This is a genomic window from Xenophilus sp. (assembly GCF_044462705.1).
GTDB classification, from domain to species: domain Bacteria; phylum Pseudomonadota; class Gammaproteobacteria; order Burkholderiales; family Burkholderiaceae_C; genus Xenophilus; species Xenophilus azovorans.
This window is the reverse complement of record NZ_JBIQNC010000007.1, coordinates 1-20,898: the sequence shown is the minus strand read 5'-3', so window position 1 is coordinate 20,898 and position 20,898 is coordinate 1. Positions and strand designations below refer to the sequence as shown.

The following is a 20,898-nucleotide window of genomic DNA, read 5'->3' as shown; positions in this document are numbered from 1 at the left end:
CACTCCGTCATGACCCAGAACCAACTCGACAAGAAATCCGAAGCCTGGTCGGCCCTTTTTTCCGAGCCGATGAGCGAGCTGGTGCAGCGCTACACCTCGAGCGTGTTCTTCGACAAGCGCCTGGCGCATGCCGACATCGAGGGTTCGCTGGCCCATGCCGAGATGCTGGCGGCACAGAAGATCATCTCCGCGCAGGACCTGGCCGATATCCGGCGTGGGATGGCGCAGATCCAGGGCGAGATCGACGCCGGCAGCTTCGAGTGGAAGCTGGCCCTGGAGGACGTGCACCTGAACATCGAGGCGCGCCTGACGCAACTGGTGGGCGACGCCGGCAAGCGCCTGCACACCGGCCGCAGCCGCAACGACCAGGTCGCCACCGACGTGCGCCTGTGGCTGCGCGGCGAGATCGACCTGATCGACGGCCTGCTGACCGACCTGCAGAAGGCGCTGCTCACGATCGCCGGGCAGAACGTGGACGCCATCCTGCCCGGCTTCACCCATCTGCAGGTGGCGCAGCCGGTGAGCTTCGGCCACCACATGCTGGCCTACGTGGAGATGTTCGCCCGCGACGCCGAGCGGCTGGCCGACGTGCGCAGGCGCGTGAACCGCCTGCCGCTGGGCGCCGCCGCCCTGGCCGGCACCACCTACCCGCTGGACCGCGAGCGTGTCGCGAAGACGCTGGGCATGGAGGGCGTGTGCCAGAACAGCCTGGACGCGGTGAGCGACCGCGACTTCGCCATCGAGTTCACCGCCGCGGCCAGCCTGTGCATGGTGCACATCAGCCGCTTCAGCGAGGAGCTGATCCTGTGGATGAGCCAGAACTTCGGCTTCATCCAGATCGCCGACCGCTTCACCACCGGCAGCTCGATCATGCCGCAGAAGAAGAACCCCGACGTGCCCGAGCTGGCACGCGGCAAGACGGGCCGCGTGGTCGGCCACCTGATGGGCCTGATCACGCTGATGAAGGGCCAGCCGCTGGCCTACAACAAGGACAACCAGGAGGACAAGGAGCCGCTGTTCGACACCGTCGACACGCTCAAGGACACGCTGCGCATCTTCGCCGAGATGGTGGGCGGCATCACCGTCAAGCGCGAGGCGATGGAGGCCGCCGCCCTCAAGGGCTACGCCACCGCCACCGACCTGGCCGACTACCTGGTGAAGAAGGGCCTGCCCTTCCGCGACGCGCACGAGACGGTGGCGCACGCCGTCAAGGCCGCCATCTCGCACAGCGTGGACCTGTCGGAACTGCCGCTCGCGGTGCTGCAGGGCTTCAACCCCGGCATCGACAAGGACGTGTACGACGTGCTGAGCCTGCGCGGCTCGCTCAACGCCCGCAACACGCTGGGCGGCACCGCGCCGGCGCAGGTGAAGGCGCAGATCGCGCGCCACCGCGCGCGCCTGGGCTGATCGGCCGCCCGCTCCCGGAACGACGACCACCCGACCCGCGCCGGCGCCCGCCCCGCTGCATCGCGCCGAGCGCATGTTCTACGCCATCCCGCTGGAGAACCCGCCCACCTGGCGCAACCCGCCGTGGATGACGGTGCTGCTCATCCTGCTGAACGTGCTCGTCTGGTGGGGCCCGCAGCGCAGCGAGCACAAGGCGCACGAGCGTGCCGCCGCCTTCTACGCCAGGAGTGCGCTGCCGGCGCTGGAGATGCCGGCGTATCTCGACTGGCTGGACGCCACCGGCGCGAAGCACGCCCGCCAGGCGCGGCGCGCCTACGAGCGCAAGCAGTACGCGCCCCTGCTCGACGCGATGAACCAGGCCGCGCCCTTCCTGGCGAAGCTGCGCGCCGACGAGGTCGTCACCCCGGCGAACCCCCGCTACGAGGAATGGGTGAGCGCCCGCCGCCAGTACGACGCGATGCTGCCCGCGCCCTTCACCGCGCGCTGGGCGATGGACTTCAATCCCGACACCGAATGGCGGCCCGTCACCCTGCTCACGGCCGCCTTCCTGCACGGCAGCACCAGCCACCTGCTGGGCAACATGCTGTTCCTGTTCCTCTTCGGCTGCACGGTCGAACTGGCGCTGGGCCGCGCGACCTATCTCGGCTTCTACCTGCTCGGCGCGGTGGGCGCCTCGGCCATGTCCACCTGGTTCCACATGGGGCAGGGCGGCCTGGGGCTGGGCGCCTCGGGCGCCGTCTCGGCGCTGATGGCGATGTACGCCGTGCTCTACCGCATGCGGCGCATCCGCTTCTTCTACCAGCTCTTCTTCTATTTCAACTGCGTCAGCGCGCCGGCCCTGCTGCTGCTGCCGGCGTGGATCGCCAACGAGCTGCTGCAGCAACTGCTGTCCGACGGCGGCGTCGACTACATGGCGCACCTGGGCGGCCTGCTCACCGGCGCCACGCTGATGGCGCTGACCCTGGCCGTGCGCCGCGTGGAGGCGCCCCGCGCGCCGGCCCCGGCCGAGGCCGACGACGGCCACGCGGCGCAGGTCGCGCTGGCGCGCCGGCTCACCGGCGAGATGCAGTTCGAGCGCGCGGCCGCGGCCTGGAAGGCGGCGGCCAGGCTGCGCCCGCGCGACGCCGAGACGCTGCGCCAGTGGTTCAACCTGGCGAAGCTGTGGCCGGCCGGCGAGGACTTCCACCGCTGCGCGCGCATGATCTTCGCGCTGCCCGGCAAGGACGACGCGACGCTGGCGCTGCAGCACGCCAGCTACCGCACCTACCTCGACACCGCCCGGCCCGGCGCCCGGCTGCAGCCCGACGACATGGTGCGGCTGGTGCGCCGCTTCGTGCGTGCGCGCGAGTTCGCCGACGCCGAGAAGCTGTGCCAGGCGCTGATCCGCACGGCGCCCGCGCATCCGCGCCTGGCCGACACGCTGGGCATCTGCGCCACGGGGCTGCTGCAGGCCGGGCAGCACGAGCGGGCCCGGGCGTGGCTGCCGCAGTTGCAGCAATTTGCGCCAGCGGAACAAGTCACGCGCTTGCTGGCGCAGGGGTGATGTGCCGGAACGGGGCGCTCGCCATGGCAAGGAGGTCCGCGGTGCGGTGGGTCCACAACTTCCGTTCGGGCTGAGCTTGTCGAAGCCGGGTGCCGCGCTTCGACAAGCTCAGCGTGAACGGCGGGTGGATGGTTCAAAGGCTGCATCGAGCCGCCCGGGGCCGGCACCGAGATCGCCAACGCTCCAGGGGCCCCGCAATCAGCCCGTGTTGCGCAGCCCCGCCGCCACCCCGTTGATCGACAGGTGGATGCCGCGCTGCAGCCGCTCGCCGCCGTCGCCGCTGCGAAAGCGCCGCATCAGCTCCACCTGCATGTGGTGCAGCGGGTCGATGTAGGGGAAGCGGTGGCGCACAGAGCGCTGCATCTCCACGTTGCCCTCCAGCCGCTGCTTCGCGCCGGTGATGAGCGTGAGCGCGTCGGAGGTCCTGTGCCACTCGGCCTCGATCATCGAGAACACCTTCTGGCGCAGCTTGCGGTCGCCCACCAGCTCGGCATAGCGCGTGGCCAGCGCCAGGTCGCTCTTGGCCAGCACCATGTCCATGTTCGACAGCAGCGTGCGGAAGAAGGGCCACTGCGCGTACATGCGCTGCAGCAGCGCCTCGCGTTCCTTGCGGCCCTTGGCGTCGGGTGCGCCCGCGACGAAGCGCACGACCGCGCTGCCGAAGCCGTACCAGCCGTTGAGCGTCAGGCGGCACTGGCCCCAGCTGAAGCTCCAGGGCACGGCGCGCAGGTCCTCGATGTTGCGCTGCGGGTTGCGCGAGGCCGGGCGCGAGCCGATGTTCAGCTCGGCGATCTCGCGGATCGGCGTGGCGCCGAAGAAATAGTCGACGAAACCTGGCGTCTCGTACACCAGCGTGCGGTAGGCGGCCATGCTGGCGCGCGAGAGCGCCTCCGCCGCGTCGAGGAAGGCTGCGGGCGCCGCCTTGTTCGGCGTGAGGAAGGTCGCCTCCAGCGTGGCGGCCACCAGCGTCTCCAGGTTGCGGCGGCCGATCTCGCTGTTGGCGTACTTCGAGCCGATCACCTCGCCCTGTTCCGTCAGGCGCAGTTGCCCGCGCACGGTGCCCGGCGGCTGCGCCAGGATGGCCTGGTAGCTCGGGCCGCCGCCGCGGCCGACGGTGCCGCCGCGGCCGTGGAACATGCGCAGGCGGATCGGCCGCTCCTGCCCTGCATTCAGTTCGTCGAACAACTTCACCAGCGCATTGCCGGCGCGGTACAGCTCCCAGTTGCTGGTGAAGATGCCGCCGTCCTTGTTGCTGTCGCTGTAGCCGAGCATCACGTCCTGCTCGGCGCCGGAGCGCTGCACCATCGCGTGCACGCCCGGCAGGCCGTAGAAGGCGCGCACGATGGGCGCGGCGTTGCGCAGGTCCTCGATGGTCTCGAACAGGGGCACGACGATCAGGTCGCACACGGCGTCCTCGTTCAAGGTGCCGCGCATCAGCCCGACTTCCTTCTGCAGCAGCAGCGCTTCGAGCAGGTCGCTCACCGTCTCGGTGTGGCTGATGATGTAGTGGCGGATGGCGGCGCGGCCGTAGCGCGCGTGCGCGGTGCGGGCCTGCGCGAAGATGGCCAGCTCGCTCACCGTGAGCGGCGCGTAAGCCGCGTCGGGCACGCGCAGCGGCCGGGCGTCGTCCAGCAGGCGCAGCAGCAGCGTCTGCTTGGCGTCTTCCGCCAGCGCGGTGTAGTCGGGCTCGATGCGCGCCACCTTCAGCAGGTCGGCCACCACCGCCTCGTGCTTGTCGGAGCTTTGCCGCAGGTCCACCGTGGCGAGGTGGAAGCCGAACACCTCCACCGCGCGGACCAGCGGCTTCAGGCGCGGCTCGACCAGCGCGGCGCCGTGCTTCTCGCGCAGCGATTCCTCGATGGTGCGCAGGTCGGCCAACAGGCTCTGCGCATCAGGGTACGGGTTCTGCGGCGCCACCGCGTGGCGCGCCGCCACGCCGCCGGTCAGCTCGCGCAGCGTGGCCGCCAGGCGGGCGTAGATGCCGATGAGGGCGCGGCGGTAGGGTTCGTCGCGGCGGTGCTCGCTCGGGTCGGGCGAGGCCTCGGCCAGCGCCTGCATCTCGGGCGAGACGTCCACCAGCGCGGCCGACAGCGACAGCTCGCCGCCCAGGTAGTGCACCTCGGTCAGGTAGTAGCGCAGCGCCAGCTCGCACTGGCGGCGCAGGGCGTAGTCCAGCGTCTCGGCGGTCACGTTGGGATTGCCGTCGCGGTCGCCGCCGATCCACTGGCCCATGCGGAAGAAGGGCGCGATGTCCTCGCGGCCCAGCGCCTTTTCCAGGTCGGCGTACACGCGCGGGATCTCGCGCAGGAAGGTCGCCTCGTAGTAGGAGAGGGCGTTCTCGATCTCGTCGGCCACCAGCAGTTTGGTGAAGCGCACCAGCCGCGTCTGCCACAGCTGCGTGACGCGCACCCGCAGCTGCGCCTCGTTGTCGGCCAGCTCGCGCGGCGTCAGCGCGTCCTTGCCGCCGGCGTACAGGCGCTGGCGCTGGCGGATCTCGTCGCGCGCGGCCAGCAACTGCGCGATGCCGCGCTCGGCGTCGAGGATGCTCTTGCGCTGCACCTCCGTCGGGTGCGCCGTGAGCACCGGCGAGAGATAACTGTGCGCCAGCGACTCGGCCACCTGCGCCGCGCCGATGCCGGCCTTGCGGATGCGCGCCAGCGCCACCTCCAGGCTGCCCTCGATGGCGTCGCCGGCGCGCTCGGCCTCGGTGCGGCGGCGGATCTGGTGGCGGTCCTCGGCCAGGTTGGCCAGGTGGCTGAAGTAAGTGAAGGCGCGGATCACGCGCACCGCCTCGTTGGCCGACAGGCTCTTGAGCAGGTTCTTGAGTGCGCGGTCGGCCGAGTGGTCCTCGTCGCGGCGGAAGGCGACCGACAGGGTGCGGATCTTCTCCACCAGCTCGAAGGTGGCCGCGCCTTCCTGCTCGCGGATCACGTCGCCGAGGATCCGGCCCAGCAGGCGGATGTCCTCGATCAGCGGCTGCTCGTCGGCCTGGCGCCGGGTGGCGGCGGGTTGGGCCGGGCTGGTGCTCTTCCTGGTCTTCGCGGGCGGGGTCCTGCGGGCGGCGGTGCTCATCCGGGTGGCTCCTGGGTAGGGGACATGGCGCGCGCAGCGGCGTTGCTGCGGCGCAACATGCTAGCATCGTCAGCCCCCGAAGCCTGCGTTCCTCCACCCGTGAAACCCATCGTCATCGCCACGCGCGAAAGCCGCCTGGCCCTCTGGCAGGCCGAGCATGTGAAAGCACTTCTGCAAGAACGGGGCCACGCCGTCGAGCTGCTGGGCATGACCACGCGCGGCGACCAGATCCTGGACCGCACGCTCAGCAAGGTCGGCGGCAAGGGCCTGTTCGTCAAGGAATTGGAAACGGCGCTGGACGAGGGCCGCGCCGACATCGCGGTGCACTCGCTCAAGGACGTACCGATGGAACTGCCCGAGGGCTTCGAGCTGGCCTGCGTGATGGAGCGCGAGGACCCGCGCGACGCGCTGGTCTCGCCGGGGCACGCCTCGCTCGACGAGGTGCCGCAGGGCGCGGTGGTCGGCACCTCCAGCCTGCGCCGCACGGTGCTGCTCAAGGCGTTGCGTCCCGACCTGCGCATCGAGCCGCTGCGCGGCAACCTCGACACGCGCCTGCGCAAGCTGGACGAGGGGCAGTACGCCGCCATCGTGCTGGCGGCGGCGGGCCTCAAGCGCCTGGGCCTGGAGGCGCGCATCCGCCAGGTCTTCGAGCCCGAGGCGATGCTGCCCGCGGCGGGGCAGGGCGCGCTGGGCATCGAGATCCGCGCCGGCCGCGATGACCTGCGCGCCGCCCTGGCGCCGCTGGCGCACCGGCCGACCTGGCTGGCGACCGCCGCCGAACGCGCCGTCAGCCGGGCGCTGGGCGGCAGTTGCTCCATGCCGCTGGCCGCGCATGCCCGCACGGGTGCGCAGGGCCTGCACCTGGCCGCGGCCTGGGGTGACGCCGAGGGCAGCGGCGCGCTGGTGCGCGCGCAGGCGGCCGAGGCCGTGACCGACCTGGCCGGGGCCGAGGCCCTCGGCATGCGCGTGGCCGGCGCGCTGCGCGCCGGCGGCGCCCGCTAGCCGCCGGCATGGCCACGGCAGTGCGTCCTTCGGTGCTGGTCACGCGGCCGGCCGGCGAGGTCGGCCGCTGGGTGGATGCATTGCGCGCTGCCGGCATCGAGGCCGAGGCGTTTCCGCTGATCGAGATCGCCGCGCAGTTGCCCGGCGCGATGGCGCCGCTGCCGCCGGCGGACGCGCACGACGCGCTGATGTTCGTGAGCGCCGCCGCCGTGGCGCACTTTTTCCGGCTGCGGCCGATGCAGGCGGCCGGCCTCGGCGCCGCGCGCTGCTGGTGCACCGGCCCCGGCACGGCCGCCGCACTGCAGGCGGCCGGCGTGCCCGCGGAGCGCATCGATACGCCGCCCGAGGCGCAGGCGCGATTCGATTCGGAAGCCCTGTGGGAACAGGTCGAGACGCAGGTGCGCCCCGGCCTGCGCGTGCTGCTGGTGCGCGGGGCCGACGCGCAGGGTCGGCCGGCGGGGCGCGACTGGCTGGCCCGCCGGCTGGAAGCGGCGGGCGCGGCGGTGCAGACCGTCGCCGTCTACCGGCGGCTGGCGCCGCAGTTCGACGAGGCTGCGCGCCGACGGGCGCAGGCCGCCGCGCGCGACGGGAGCTGGTGGCTCTTCAGCAGCTCCGAAGCCGTGGGCAACCTGCGGGCCGCGCTGCCGGGCCAGGACTGGGCCGAGGCGCGCGCGCTGGCGACCCACGAACGCATCGTGGAGGCCGCGCGCCAGGCCGGTTTCGGGCGGGTGGAGGCGGTCTCGCCGCGCCTGCCGGAGATGGTCGCCTCGATAGAATCTCTTCGATGACGGCCGCCTCCGTGTCCGAAGAATCCTCCCCCGGTACGGCGCCGCCCCTGGCCTTGCCGGCGCCGGTGGCCGTGGTGCCCGTCGCGGTCACGGCGCAGGGCGTGCGGCTGGCCTTCGGCGTGCTGGCGCTGCTGACCGGCATCGCGCTGCTGCTGGCGATCCTGCTGTGGCAGAAGGTCTCGGGCATGCAGGAACAGCTCGCCCGTCAAAGCGCCGATGCCACCGTCCAGGCCACCGAGGCCCGCGCCCTGGCCCGCCAGGCGCAGGAGACGGTGAGCGACGCCGCGGCGCGCCTGGCGCTGCTGGACACCCGCGTGTCCGAACTCACGCTGCAGCGCGCCCAGCTCGACGAACTGATGCACAGCCTCTCGCGCTCGCGCGACGAGAACCTCGTGGTCGACATCGAGTCCGCCGTGCGCCTGGCGCTGGAGCAGGCCCAGGCCACCGGCAACGTGCAGCCGCTGCTGGCGGCGCTCAAGGCCGGCGAGCAGCGCGTGGCGCGCGCGGCGCAGCCCCGGCTGGCGCCGCTGCAGCGCGCGTTGCAGCGCGACGCGGACCGCATCCGCGCGACCGCCAGCGGCGACGGCGGCGAGGCGCTGTCGCGCCTGGACGAACTGCTGCGCGGCGTCGACGACCTGCCCACCCTCAACCAGCTCGCGGTGCGCGGCGCGGCCGCGCCCGACGCCTGGGCCAACGAGGCCGTGCCGGCCGACGCGCCGTGGTGGCAGCGCTTCCTGATGACGGTGCGCAACGAGATGCGCTCGCTGGTGCGCGTCTCGCGCATCGACCGGCCCGAGGCGGCGCTGCTCGCGCCCGACCAGACCTTCTTTCTGCGCGAGAACCTCAAGCTCAAGCTGCTCAGCGCGCGGCTGGCGCTGCTGTCGCGCCAGGCGGACAACGCGCGCGCCGAACTGGCCGGCGTGCAGGCGCTGATCAACCGCTATTTCGATCCGGCCTCGCGCAAGGTGCAGGTCGCCGCGACCCAGTTGCAGCAGGTGCAGTCGCTGGTCAGGGCGTCGGCGCCGCCGCATGTCGACGACACCCTGGCGGCTCTTGCTGCCGCTGCTGCCGGCCGATGAGCAACCCCTGCCGCCCCGCGAGGGAGACCCCCTGATGCGCGCCGCGCTCTGGCTGCTCGCGCTGTTCGGCATCGCCGCCGCGGTGGCGCTGTTCGCCGGCAACAACCAGGGCACCGTCACGCTGTTCTGGCCGCCCACGCGCATCGACCTGTCGCTCAACCTGGTGCTGCTGGCGCTGGGGCTGCTGTTCGTGGTGCTGCACCTGGCGCTGCGCGCGCTGGCGGCCCTGTTCTCGCTGCCGATCCAGGCGCGGCAGTGGCGCCTGCAGCAGAAGGAGCGGGCGCTGCACGCGGCGCTGCTCGACGCGATGGTGCAACTGCTGGCCGGCCGCTTCAGCCGCGCGCGGCGGGCGGCGCAGGCGGCCCTGGCGCAGGAGCGCATGCTGGCCGCGCTGGAGGCCCCGCTGCCCCAGGCGCCGCAGGTGCGCGCCCTGGCCCACCTGCTGGCGGCCGAGGCCGCGCAGTCGCTGCAGGACCAGCCCGGTCGCGACGCGCACCTGCACCAGGCCCTGCAGGAAGGCGACGACGCCCGCGCCGCGGCCGGCCTGGCGCCCGAGACGCGCGAGGGTGTGCAGCTGCGCGCCGCGCGCTGGGCCCTGGAAGACCGCGACCCCGCCGCCTCGCTGGCCCGGCTGGCCGAACTGCCCCAGGGCGCCCAGCGCCGCACGCTGGCCCTGCGGCTGCGGCTGAAGGCGGCGCGCCAGGCCGGCCGGCCGCAGGACGCGCTGGACACCGCGCGTCTGCTCGCCAAGCACCGCGCCTTCTCCGCCGGCGCCGCCGCCAGCATCCTGCGCGGCCTGGCCGCCGACCTGATCGGCCAGGCGCACGACACCGGGCAACTGCGCCAGGCCTGGGCGCGGCTGGAGCCGGCCGAGCGCGAGATCCCCGAGGTCGCCATCCAGGCGGCGCAGCGCATGATCGCCCTGGGCGGCGAGCCGGCCACGGCCCGCGCCTGGCTGCTGCCGGTGTGGGAGCGGGCCGTCGCGCAGCCGCGCGCGATGGACGAGGGCCTGCGCATCAAGCTGGCGCGCGCGCTGGAGGCCAGCCTCGACACCGTCGATGCCGACTGGCTGGCGCGCATCGAGGCGGCCCAGCGCGCCGACCCGCGCAACGCCACCCTCCAGTACCTGGCCGGCATGGCCTGCATGCGCCGCCAGCTCTGGGGCAAGGCGCAGCAACTGCTGGCGCAGGCCGGCACGGCGCTGCAAGACGCCGAACTGCACCGGCGCGCCTGGTCGGCCCTGGCCGAGCTGGCCGAGATGCAGGGCGACCCGGCGCGGGCCGCCGAGGCCTGGAAGCAGGCCGCCCTCGGCCGCGGCTGAGCGCGGCGCCGCGCCCCCGTCCTTTCACTCCTTCCCTCCCCCGAGTTCGCTGCGGCCGCCCACGGCAGCCGCCGCCCGCCTGCACCCGCCGGTATCCCTCATTAGTTCTATTTACTTAAAAAAATTGAAACCGGCCGAGCTTGTGGAGTACAGTGTTAACTGTTTCCAAAAGTATTACTTTCTTCCTTGGTCGAGGCGAAAAGTGAAAAGTAACGCATTACTCGGCTGGCGAAGCGGGCTGCTGGCCATCCTCGTCATCCTGCAGGGCTGTGCGGCCGCACCGGGTTTCAACAGCGTGCCGGAATCCCTGGCGCCGCCCCCTTCGGCGGACGGCGACCGGCCTGCCGAAGGCGCCGTCACGCCGATCACGCCGGAGCTGATCCTGGCGCAGCGAGCCAGCCACCCGAGGACGCTGGGCGACGACGTGCAGCAGTTGCTGGGCACGCCCGCGTCCTACCGCATCGGCCCCGGCGACGTGCTCGGCGTCACCGTGTACGACCACCCCGAGCTGACGTCCAGCTTCATCCCGCCCACCACGGTGGCCGACCCGGCCAGCATCGCGCCTGCGCCGGGCTTCGTGGTGTCCGAGACCGGCCAGCTGAGCTTCCCCTACGTCGGGCTGTTCAAGGCCGAGGGCATGACCGTCCAGCAGGTGGAGGACCACCTCAAGAGGAACCTGGCGCGGGTCTACAAGGACCCGCAGGTCACGGTGCGCATCCAGGCCTTCCGCAGCAAGCGCGTCTTCGTCGAGGGCGAGGTGCGCGTGCCGGGCCTGCAGGTGTTCACCGACATCCCCATGACGCTGCCCGAGGCCATCAGCCGCGCCGGCGGCATCCTGCCGGAGGGCGACCGCTCGTCCGTGATGCTCACCCGGGGCGGCAAGAGCACGATCGTGGACATGGTCGCCCTGGCCCAGTCGGGCGTGGACCCGACCCGCATCCCGCTGCAAAGCGGCGACATCGTCTACGTGCGCAACCGCGAGGAGCGCAAGGTCATCGTGGCCGGCGAGGTGCTCAAGCCCTCGGCCGTGCTGATGCGCAACGGCCGGCTGAGCCTGAGCGACGCGCTGGGCGAGGTGGGCGGCGTGGACCTGGCCACGGCCAACCCGCGCCAGATCTACGTGGTGCGCAACGAGCCGGCGGGCGGGCAGAAGATCTTCCACCTCGATGCCCGCACGCCGTCCTCGCTGGCGCTGGCCGACGGCTTCGACCTGGAGCCCAAGGACCTCGTCTACGTCGACCCGGTCGGCCTCGTGCGCTGGAGCCGGATCATCAACCTCATTCTGCCGAGCGCGCAGAGTGCCAACCTGATCCGTGGCACCTACAGGTAAGCAGGAGTCGTGGCCATGAGTTCCACCTTCAACACCCCCTCCACGGTCGTGCCCGTCACGCTGCAGCCGGTGGAGTCGCCCTCCGACGAGCCGCTGCACGTGGGCCAGCTGCTGGACGTCTTCGTCTCCAACCGCGGCCTGATCGTCGGCATCGTGCTGGCCAGCCTGCTGGCGGGGCTGGCCGTGGTGACCTTCTCCAAGAAGACCTACGAGACCAACATCCTGGTGCAGGTCGAGGACTCCGAGAGCAGCTCGGCGACCAAGAGCTTCCTGGGCGAGGCGTCGGCGCTGTTCGACGTGAAGACGCCCACCAGCGCCGAGGTCGAGATCATTCGCTCGCGCGCCATCCTGGGCAAGGCCGTGGACGCCACCCGGCTCGACCTGGTGGCCGAGCCGCGGCTGGTGCCGCTGGTGGGCAACTGGCTGGCGGAGCGGGCGACGGGGCTGTCGCAGCCGGGCATCTTCGGCCTGGGCGGCTACGTGTCCGGCAAGGAGTCGATCAGCGTGGCCCGCTTCGACGTGCCGCCCGCCCTGGAGGGCGAGCCCTTCGTGCTGACGGCCGGCGAGGACGGCGCCTACGCGCTGCGCGCCGAGGGCATCGACGAGGTGATCGGCCGGGTCGGCCAGCCGCTGACCGTGTCCACCCCGGACGGCAGGCTGGAGCTGGAGGTCACGGCGCTGGCCGGTCTGCCCGGCGCCGAGTTCAGGCTGGTGCGCCACCGGCGGCTCGACACCGTCAACGGGCTGCAGCGCAGCCTGACGCTGCAGGAGCGGGGCAAGCAGTCGGGCGTCATCGACGTCTCGCTGCAGGGCACCGACCCGGCGCGCATCGCCCAGGTGCTCAACGCCATCGCGGCGCAGTACGTGCGGCAGAACGTCGAGCGCAAGGCCGAGGAGGCGCAGAAGACCCTGTCCTTCCTGGATTCGCAGCTGCCGGTCTTCAAGCGGCAACTGGAGGAGTCCGAGGAGATCTACAAGCGCTACCGCAACCAGCGCGGCACCGTGGCCCTGGAGGAAGAGGCCAAGCTGATCCTGGAAACCGTGGTCGAGCGCCAGACCAAGCTGCTGGAAGCCCAGCAGAAGCGCCGGGAGATGGAGTCGAGGTTCACCAGCCAGCACCCGCAGATGCAGATGCTGGACGCGCAGATCGCCGCGCTGCAGGCCGACATCGGCGGCATCCAGACCCGCATCAAGGCGCTGCCCGGCATCCAGCAGGACGCCGTGCGCATGGAGCGCGACGTGAAGGTCAACACCAGCCTGTACCAGTCGCTGCTGAGCCAGGCGCTGCAGCTGCGGCTGGTCAAGGAGGGCAAGGTCGGCAACGCGCGCCTGCTGGACACGGCGCCGGTGCCGATCAAGCCCATCAAGCCCCGCAAGCCGCTGATCCTCGCGCTGGCGCTGTTCGCCGGCCTGCTGCTGGGCAGCATCGCCGCCTTCGTGCGCAACGCGCTGGTGGAGCAGCGCATCAAGGATCCGGACGAGCTGGAGGACCACATCGGCCTGCCCGTGTTCTCCACCATCCCGCACAGCGCGCTGCAGACCAGCGTGGCGACCCGGCGCCTGACCGGCCCCACGGGGGCGCGGCTGGTGGCGCTGGAGATGCCGGAGGACCCGGCCGTCGAGAGCCTGCGCACGCTGCGTACCGCCATGCAGTTCGCGATGCTGGGCGCCTCCAACAACCGCGTGCTGATGACCAGCCCGGCACCCGGCGCGGGCCAGAGCTTCGTGGCCGCCAACTTCGCCACCCTCATGGCCATGGCCGGCAAGCGCACGCTGCTGATCGACGCCGACCTGCGCCGCGGCCACATGCACCAGTACTTCGGCCTGCAGCGCCACGGCGGCCTGTCGGAGCTGATCGCCGGCAGCCTGACCATCCAGCAGACGGTGCACCGGCACGTGGTGGACCAGCTGGACTTCCTCGCCACCGGCCAGCTGCCGCCGAACCCGGCGGAGCTGCTCACCTCGTCCGCCTTCAAGGAGGTGCTGGAGCGGCTGTCGGAGCTGTACGACCTGGTCATCATCGACAGCCCGCCGGTGCTGGTCGCCTCGGACACCGCCACCATCGCCTCGCATTCGGGCACGGTGCTCATCGTGGCGCGCGCCGGCGTGTCCACCATGGGCGAACTGCGCGAGAGCACGCGCCGGCTCTCGCTGAGCGGCAAGTCCGCCACCGGCGTGCTGCTGAACGCGGTCGAGGTGAAGAAGGGCAGCTTCGGCAACTACAAGTACGGCCGCTACCGCTACACCAACTACAACTACGAGAGCATCCTGCCCGACGAGCAGTGATGCCGCGGGGCCGGCGCGCCCCGGCCCTCACGTGACAACGCCCACCCCGTCCGATGACGAGGTGGGCGTTGTGCTTTACGGGGCCGCGGCGGCGGCCGCGCCGCCGGTCAGGCGCTGGCCGCGCCCGACGATGCCTCGAAGGGCAGGACCACGCCGGCCAGGTCCTTGCGCGTCTCGACCAGGACCAGCGGGCCGTCGTCCAGCACCGGCAGCGGCGGGCGCTCGCGCGGCACGTGGACCGGGCGGGGCTCGGCCGCGATCGCGGCGCGCACTTCCGCCACGCGCTGCGCGTTCGAGTTCACCCAGATCAGGCCGGCGTCCTGCGCCACGCCTTCCAGCGTGGTGGTGGGCAGCTCGAACGGCGCGACGCGCGGCAGCGGGGCGCGCTGCGATCCCGACGACGCGGCGGGCGCCGCTGCGGCCACGGGTGCAGGCTCGGCCTGCGCAGCGGCGGCGGCAGGCGCCGACACCGGCAGTGCGTCGGGCTCCGCAGCAGGGGCCGGGCCGCGGCCGGATGCCTCGCGGAAGTCGTCGCGGCCCTCGCGGCCCTCGCGGCGGTCACGACCGTAGCGGTCACGCGAGCGGCCACGCCGTTCCTCGCCCTCGGCGCGGGGTGCACGCTGTTCGGCCTCCGCACCCTCTGCGGTCACCGGTGCAGCGCTGCGGTCCGCTTCCTCGGTCGGACCGGCACCTTCGGGTCGTGCCCGCTCGGAGCCGCCCCGGCGTTCGCGGCGCTCCTCGCCATTGCGGCGCGGCGCGTCGGCGGACCGGCCTGCCGCCGCCTCGCCCTGCTCGCCGGCCGTGCGGTTCTCGCGCGCTGCCTCGCCGCCGCGGGCCTCGCCCGGCTGCCGCTCGCGCCGCTCGCCGCGGCTGCGCGGCGGGCGGGCCTCCCCTTCGGCGCTGGTGCGCGGCGTGTCGGCCGAAGCCGTCGCCAGGCCGGCGTCCTCGGTGCCCGGGCGGGCGTCGGCATCGCGGCGGCCCCGGTTGCGGCCGCCGTTGCCGTTGCCGCCCTGGCGCTCGGCGTCGCGGGCTTCCCGGCCGGATTCGCCCCGGTCGCCGCGGCGTTCGCCGCCGCCTCGCCGCTCGCCGTCGCGCCGCTCGCCCGAACGGGCGCCGCCGCGGCCTTCACCATCGCGGTCACGGTCGCGCGAGCGTCCACCGCGGCGTCCGTCGCCGCCACGGCCTTCGCGCGGCTGCTGCGTCTTCGCCGGCTCGGCCGGCGCAGCGACGGGCGCCGCTGCCGGCGCCTCGGCGGGCGCGCCGCCGAACAGGCCCTTGAGCCAGGCGAAGAAGCCGCCTTCGGCCGGTGCCCGGGCTGCTGCCGCGACCGGCGCGGCGGCCACGGGTGCCGGGGCCGCCGGCGCGGGCGCCACCGCCTCGCGCGGCGGCACCACCGGTGCCGGCGCATCCGGCAGCACGCCCTTGATCACCGGCGTCTGCTTGTTGGTCGGCTCCTGCGAGCGGCGCGTCACGCGCGTCGGGTCCTCGAACTCGTCGGCCATGCTGTAGCTGGCGCGCAGCTGGTCCAGCCGGACGTCGTCGTGCTTGAGGCGCTCCAGCCTGTAGTTGGGCGTCTCCAGCGTCTTGTTCGGGATCATCAGCACGTTCACGCGCTGCTTGATCTCGATCTTGGCGATCTCGGTGCGCTTCTCGTTGAGCAGGAAGGAGGCCACCTCCACCGGCACCTGCACGTGCACGGCGGCGGTGTTGTCCTTCATGGACTCCTCCTGGATGATGCGCAGGATCTGCAGCGCGCTCGACTCCGTGTCGCGGATGTGGCCGGAGCCGCCGCAGCGCGGGCAGGGGATGGAGGCACCTTCGCTCAGCGCCGGCTTCAGGCGCTGGCGGCTCATCTCCATCAGGCCGAACTTGCTGATCGAGCCGAACTGCACGCGGGCGCGGTCCTGGCGCAGCGCGTCGCGCAGGCGGTTCTCGACCTCGCGGCGGTTCTTCGACTCGTCCATGTCGATGAAGTCGATGACGATCAGGCCGCCCAGGTCGCGCAGGCGCATCTGGCGGGCCACCTCGTCGGCGGCCTCGAGGTTGGTGCGGGTGGCGGTCTCCTCGATGTCGCCGCCCTTGATGGCGCGCGCCGAGTTGACGTCGATCGACACCAGCGCCTCGGTGTGGTCGATCACGATGGCGCCGCCGCTGGGCAGCTGCACCGTGCGGGCGTAGGCCGACTCGATCTGGTGCTCGATCTGGAAGCGGCTGAACAGCGCCGCGTCGTCGCGGTAGCGCTTCACGCGGGCGGCATGCTCGGGCATGACGTGCGCCATGAACTGCTGCGCCTGCTCGTAGATGTCGTCGGTGTCGATCAGGATGTCGCCGATGTCGTGGTTGAAGTAGTCGCGGATCGCGCGGATCACCAGCGACGACTCCTGGTAGATCAGGAAGGCGCCGCGGGCGCCCTTGGCGGCGCCGTCGATGGCGCTCCACAGCTTGAGCAGGTAGTTCAGGTCCCACTGTAGCTCGGGCGCGGTGCGGCCGATGCCCGCGGTGCGCGCGATGATGCTCATGCCCTTGGGGTATTCGAGCTGGTCCATCGCCTCCTTCAGCTCGGCGCGGTCCTCGCCCTCGATGCGCCGGCTGACGCCGCCGCCGCGCGGGTTGTTGGGCATCAGCACGACGTAGCGGCCGGCCAGGCTGATGAAGGTGGTCAGCGCCGCGCCCTTGTTGCCGCGCTCTTCCTTCTCGACCTGGACGATCAGCTCCTGGCCTTCCTTGATCGCGTCCTGGATCCGGGCCTGGCTGGCCGAGACGCCTTCGGCGAAGTACTGCCTGGAGATTTCCTTGAAGGGCAGGAAGCCGTGGCGGTCCTCGCCGTAGTCGACGAAGCAGGCCTCCAGGCTGGGCTCGACGCGGGTGACGACGGCCTTGTAGATGTTGCCCTTGCGCTGCTCGCGCCCTTCGATCTCGATTTCGTAGTCGAGGAGCTTCTGCCCGTCGACGATGGCCAGGCGGCGCTCTTCGGCCTGCGTGGCGTTGATCAGCATCCGTTTCATGGGAGTGCGTGTCCTTTGTTGTTCGTTGTCTCTCGATGGTCCCGGAGGACCTTCGATGCACGGAGGACGACGCGGCGAAACGGGCGGAACGACCGGTGCGCACCAGGCTGCCGACAGGGGAGAGGGGGCGCCGGGCCCACCCTCCGGGTCAGTTCGGCAGCAACCGGGGCGGTGGGGGCGCGAGGATGGGCGCGAGGCCGATCAGGCGCTGCGAAGCCACCTTCTCGATGGCCTGGGGCGCAGCAGTGACGGGCGCTGCGGGCGATTCAATGCCGGAGGGCGCTGGCATCAGCCAGCGCAGGCACCATTGAACAAGCCACATCAGCACCGGGGCACTCGTCTCGATCCGCCGGCCGGCACCTGCTGCATTCGATTGCGGGGCGCCGGCTGGCATGTATTCCGTTGGGGGTTTCGTCGGCGTCGGCCTCATTGCCTTGCCTGGGATGCCGCGAGGGGCAAGCCATGCGCCGCAGCGGCATCGACCTGCCAGGCGATGGGTGGGTGCTCTAAACTTCCCGTTCAATCAAGCACTTGCACGATCGCGCTGGTGAAAAACATTATAGGTGCGAAGCCGGCCGGCCGGTCTGCCGCCCCGCCGGCCGCGGCGGCGCAGCAGGTGCGCTTTCTCACGGTGGACGAGGAATCGGCCGGCCAGCGGCTGGACAACTACCTCTTCCGCCACCTCAAGGGCGTGCCCAAGACGCACGTGTACCGCGTCATCCGCTCCGGCGAGGTGCGGCTGAACAAGGGCCGCGCCCAGGCGGATGCGCGCGTCGCCCCCGGCGACGTGGTCCGCCTGCCGCCGTTGCGCGTGGCCGAGCCGGCCGCCGCGCCGCCCGCGCCGGCGCGCGCCTTCGACCTGCTGTACGAGGACGAGGCCCTGATCGCCGTGGACAAGCCCGCCGGCGTGGCGGTGCACGGCGGCAGCGGCGTGAGCTTCGGCGTCATCGAGCAGCTGCGCGCCGCCCGGCCGCAGGCGCGCTTCCTGGAACTGGTGCACCGGCTGGACCGCGACACCTCCGGCGTGCTGCTGGTGGCCAAGAAGCGCAGCGCCCTCACGGCGCTGCAGGCGCAGTTCCGCGGCCGCGAGACCGGCAAGACCTACCTGGCGCTGGTGGAGGGCGACTGGCCCGCCCGGCTGAAGGTGATCGACGCGCCGCTGGCCCGCTACCTGCTGGCGCCCACGCCCGGCCAGGCCGAGGGCGAACGGCGCGTGAAGGTGGTGCCGAAGGACCATCCCGACGCGATGCGCGCCCTGACGCTGGTGCGGGTGCTGGCGCGCCTCACGCTGCCGGGCGACGCCGCGCCGATGACCCTGCTGGCGGTGACGATCAAGACCGGCCGCACGCACCAGATCCGCGTGCACCTGGCCTCTTCCGGGCACCCGATCGCCGGCGACGACAAGTACGGCGACGCCGAGCGCCGCCGCGCGCTGGCGCGCCTGGGCCTGAAACGCATGTTCCTGCACGCCTGGCGCCTGTCCTTCGATCATCCCGCCAGCGGTGAGCCGGTCGCCCTGCAGGCGCCGCTGCCTGCGGAACTGGCCGACCTGCTGCCGACACCGGCCCGCGCTACCCTCGAGACGAATGACGAACCCCACTGACCCGCGCCCGCTGCGCTTCGACCTCATCGCCTTCGACTGGGACGGCACGCTGTACGACTCCACCGCCGTCATCACGCGCTGCATCCAGGCCGCGGTGGTGGACGTGGGCGGACGCCGGCCGGCGGAGCGCGATGCCGCCTGGGTCATCGGCCTGGGCCTGGCCGAGGCGCTGGCCAAGGCCGCGCCCGACGTGCCACCGGCGAAGTACCGCGAGCTGGGCGAGCGCTACCGCCATCACTACCTGCGCCACCAGGACGACCTGGTGCTCTTCGACGGCGTGCTGCCGATGCTCGACGCGCTGGCGGCGCGCGGCCACCGGCTGGCGGTGGCCACCGGCAAGTCGCGCCGGGGGCTGGACGCCGTGCTGGACAGCATCGACCTGCGCCACCGCTTCGACGCCTCGCGCACCGCCGACGAGACTTTCGGCAAGCCCCATCCGCGCATGCTGCTCGAACTGATGGAGGAGCTTCAGGTCCCGCCTGAGCGCACGCTGATGATCGGCGACACCATCCACGATCTGCAGCTGGCGCGCAACGCCGGCTGCGCCGGCGTGGGCGTGAGCTACGGCGCCCACGAGCCGGCCGGCTTCGAGGCGCTGGCGCCGCTGCACGTGGCGCATTCCGTGCAGGATCTGTCCGACTGGCTGCTGACCAACGCCTGATCCACCCGCCGATGACCGAGGAAGCCATCCCCCTGTGCAACAGCCGCGACCTGGTCGACGGCGGCCTGGCCGTGGGCTTCGACGTCGTCTACGGCGGGCAGACCTGCCGCGCCTTCGCCATCCGCTTCGAGGGCCGCGTGCACGCCTTCCTCAACCGCTGCACCCACGTGGCGATGGAGATGGACTACCAGGAAGGCCGCTTCTTCGACGACACCGGCCAGTGGCTGCTGTGCGCCACCCACGGCGCCGTGTACCGGCCCGACACCGGCGAGTGCGCCGGCGGCCCCTGCCGCGGCGGCCTGGTGCGCATCGCCCTGTCGGAGCACGACGGCGTGGTCCGCTGGCATACTGACTGGAACCTGCAGCCCGTCGCCTTCTGACCGGGCGCACGGCCCTTGCACCTCTTCCCATGAGCGATTCCGACCGCCGCGAACCTTCGGGTTTCGAACCCTTCGCGCCCGCCCCGGGCGCCGCCGCACCCGCCGCGGCCCCTGCCGACCCTGCCGCCAAGCCCGGCTGGGAGCGGGCCGCCCTCGAGAAGCTGGCCTTCGCCGCACTGAAGGAGCAACGCGCCGCACGGCGCTGGAAGACCTTCGTGCGCCTGGCATGGCTGGCCTTCTTCATCGCCCTGCTGTGGCTGGGCTTCTCGCGGACCCAGCCCTCGGCCACGACCAGCACGGCCCACACCGCGGTGGTCGAGATCGAGGGCGAGATCGCCAACGGCGGCGACGCCAGCGCCGAGTTCGTCGTCGCCGCCATGAAGAATGCGCTGGAGGACCAGGGCGCCAAGGGCCTGGTGCTGCTGATCAACTCGCCCGGCGGCAGCCCGGTGCAGGCCGGCATCATCAACGACGAGATCAAGCGCCTGCGGGCCAAGCACAAGAAGCCCATCTATGCCGTGGTGGAGGAAAGCTGCACCTCGGCCGCCTACTACATCGCCGCCGCCACCGACAGGATCTACGTCGACAAGGCCAGCCTGGTGGGCAGCGTGGGCGTGCTGATGGACGGCTTCGGCTTCACCGGCACCATGGACAAGCTGGGCGTGGAGCGGCGGCTGCTCACCTCGGGCGAGAACAAGGGCTTCCTCGACCCGTTCAGCCCGCTGAGCGAGACGCACCGCCAGCACGCGCAGCAAATGCTCGACCAGATCCACGCCCAGTTCATCGACGTGGTGAAGAAGGGCCGCGGCGAGCGCCTGAAGGCCGACACGCCGGGCCTGTTCAGCGGCCTGTTCTGGACCGGCCAGCAGGCCGTGGACCTCGGCCTGGCGGACGGCCTGGGCAACGTCGACTACGTGGCGCGCGAGGTGGTCAAGGCCGAGGAGGTGATCGACTACACCCGCCGCGACAACGTGGCCGAGCGCCTGGCCAAGCGCTTCGGCGCCGCCTTCGCCGACGTGACGCTGCGCGGCATGCGCGCCGGCCCTTCAGTCCGCTGAGGGCACCGGGGCGCGCGCTCCGCCCCCGGCCGCCCGCGCGGCGCGCGGCGCCGCCACGGCCAGCGCCATCGCGAACAGCACCACCACCGCCAGCGCGGCCGTGAGCGAACTGGCCCGCGCGAGAAAACCGATCACCGGCGGCCCCGCCATGAAGCCCAGGTACGCCGCCGCCGACACCGCCGCGATGCCGCGCGCCGGCTCCACCCCCGGCACCTGCGCCGCGGCGGCGAACAGCACCGGCACCACGTTGGCGAAGCCGATGCCCACGCCGGCGAAGCCCGCCAGCGCCACCCACGGCGAAGGGGTGAGCAGCACCAGCGTCATCGAGGCCGCCGCCAGCAGCGCGCTGGCGCGCAGCAGCGG

The 20,898-nt window shown here is 72.2% G+C and carries 14 protein-coding genes and 1 pseudogene; 12 read left to right on the top strand and 3 right to left on the bottom strand.

All coding sequences use genetic code 11. The annotated features are described in order from the left end of the window. The first annotated feature begins 9 nt into the window (after positions 1 to 9). Both argH and ACIY1X_RS02695 read left to right on the top strand, forming a co-directional pair. Entirely contained in the window at positions 10 to 1,407 is a 1,398-nt protein-coding gene (gene argH, locus ACIY1X_RS02700; RefSeq protein ID WP_399677811.1) for an argininosuccinate lyase, read from the top strand. A 73-nt stretch (positions 1,408 to 1,480) separates the two neighbouring features. Further along, a complete protein-coding gene (locus tag ACIY1X_RS02695) occupies positions 1,481 to 2,950 on the top strand; it encodes a rhomboid family intramembrane serine protease (protein WP_399677809.1) in 1,470 nt (489 codons plus the stop codon). Positions 2,951 to 3,148: 198 nt separating this feature from the next. On the opposite strand, the gene ppc is transcribed toward ACIY1X_RS02695, so the two are convergent. After that, positions 3,149 to 6,022 (bottom strand): phosphoenolpyruvate carboxylase, encoded by a 2,874-nt coding sequence (gene ppc, locus ACIY1X_RS02690; protein WP_399677807.1) that lies wholly within the window; start codon positions 6,020 to 6,022, stop codon positions 3,149 to 3,151. Positions 6,023 to 6,079: 57 nt separating this feature from the next. Between ppc and hemC the strand changes: the two genes are divergently transcribed. From hemC to ACIY1X_RS02660, 6 genes are all read left to right on the top strand, one after another. Continuing rightward, entirely contained in the window at positions 6,080 to 7,024 is a 945-nt protein-coding gene (gene hemC, locus ACIY1X_RS02685; protein WP_399677805.1) for a hydroxymethylbilane synthase, read from the top strand. An 8-nt stretch (positions 7,025 to 7,032) separates the two neighbouring features. Next, positions 7,033 to 7,812: a uroporphyrinogen-III synthase gene (locus tag ACIY1X_RS02680; RefSeq protein ID WP_399677803.1), complete on the top strand. Its 780-nt coding sequence runs from the start codon at positions 7,033 to 7,035 to the stop codon at positions 7,810 to 7,812. Next, complete coding sequence (locus tag ACIY1X_RS02675; RefSeq protein ID WP_399677801.1) at positions 7,809 to 8,891, top strand: uroporphyrinogen-III C-methyltransferase; 1,083 nt, start codon at positions 7,809 to 7,811, stop codon at positions 8,889 to 8,891. The genes ACIY1X_RS02680 and ACIY1X_RS02675 overlap by 4 nt, the downstream gene beginning before the upstream one ends. Positions 8,892 to 8,925: 34 nt before the next feature. After that, the gene (locus ACIY1X_RS02670) at positions 8,926 to 10,212 is read left to right on the top strand and encodes a heme biosynthesis protein HemY (RefSeq protein ID WP_399677799.1); all 1,287 of its coding nucleotides are present in this window, start codon (positions 8,926 to 8,928) and stop codon (positions 10,210 to 10,212) included. A gap of 202 nt (positions 10,213 to 10,414) precedes the next feature. Next, positions 10,415 to 11,542 carry a polysaccharide biosynthesis/export family protein gene (locus ACIY1X_RS02665; RefSeq protein WP_399677798.1) on the top strand — a complete coding sequence of 376 codons (1,128 nt, stop codon included), beginning with the start codon at positions 10,415 to 10,417 and terminating at the stop codon, positions 11,540 to 11,542. A gap of 15 nt (positions 11,543 to 11,557) precedes the next feature. Then, positions 11,558 to 13,828: a polysaccharide biosynthesis tyrosine autokinase gene (locus ACIY1X_RS02660; protein ID WP_399677796.1), complete on the top strand. Its 2,271-nt coding sequence runs from the start codon at positions 11,558 to 11,560 to the stop codon at positions 13,826 to 13,828. 107 nt (positions 13,829 to 13,935) lie between these two features. Here ACIY1X_RS02660 and ACIY1X_RS02655 read toward each other — a convergent pair whose 3' ends face one another. After that, positions 13,936 to 16,833, bottom strand: coding sequence for an Rne/Rng family ribonuclease (locus tag ACIY1X_RS02655; RefSeq protein WP_399677794.1), 2,898 nt, complete (start codon positions 16,831 to 16,833; stop codon positions 13,936 to 13,938). Between the two features lie 547 nt (positions 16,834 to 17,380). On the opposite strand from ACIY1X_RS02655, the gene ACIY1X_RS02650 reads away from it, so the two are divergent. The 4 genes from ACIY1X_RS02650 to ACIY1X_RS02635 are packed head-to-tail and all read left to right on the top strand — an operon-like array spanning position 17,381 to position 20,535. Further along, on the top strand, positions 17,381 to 18,436 hold the full coding sequence (locus ACIY1X_RS02650; protein WP_399677793.1) for an RluA family pseudouridine synthase: 1,056 nt from the start codon (positions 17,381 to 17,383) through the stop codon (positions 18,434 to 18,436). Further along, positions 18,420 to 19,097, top strand: a complete 678-nt coding sequence (locus ACIY1X_RS02645) for an HAD-IA family hydrolase (protein WP_038208274.1) — start codon at positions 18,420 to 18,422, stop codon at positions 19,095 to 19,097. Before ACIY1X_RS02650 ends, ACIY1X_RS02645 begins: the two co-directional genes overlap by 17 nt. 11 nt (positions 19,098 to 19,108) lie before the next feature. After that, positions 19,109 to 19,477 carry a Rieske 2Fe-2S domain-containing protein gene (locus tag ACIY1X_RS02640; protein ID WP_038208289.1) on the top strand — a complete coding sequence of 123 codons (369 nt, stop codon included), beginning with the start codon at positions 19,109 to 19,111 and terminating at the stop codon, positions 19,475 to 19,477. Positions 19,478 to 19,506: 29 nt separating this feature from the next. After that, positions 19,507 to 20,535, top strand: a complete 1,029-nt coding sequence (locus ACIY1X_RS02635) for a S49 family peptidase (protein WP_399677792.1) — start codon at positions 19,507 to 19,509, stop codon at positions 20,533 to 20,535. On the opposite strand, the pseudogene ACIY1X_RS02630 reads toward ACIY1X_RS02635, so the two are convergent. Further along, a pseudogene (locus ACIY1X_RS02630) lies at positions 20,524 to 20,898 on the bottom strand (MFS transporter); the annotation flags it as partial. The gene ACIY1X_RS02635 and the pseudogene ACIY1X_RS02630 overlap by 12 nt on opposite strands.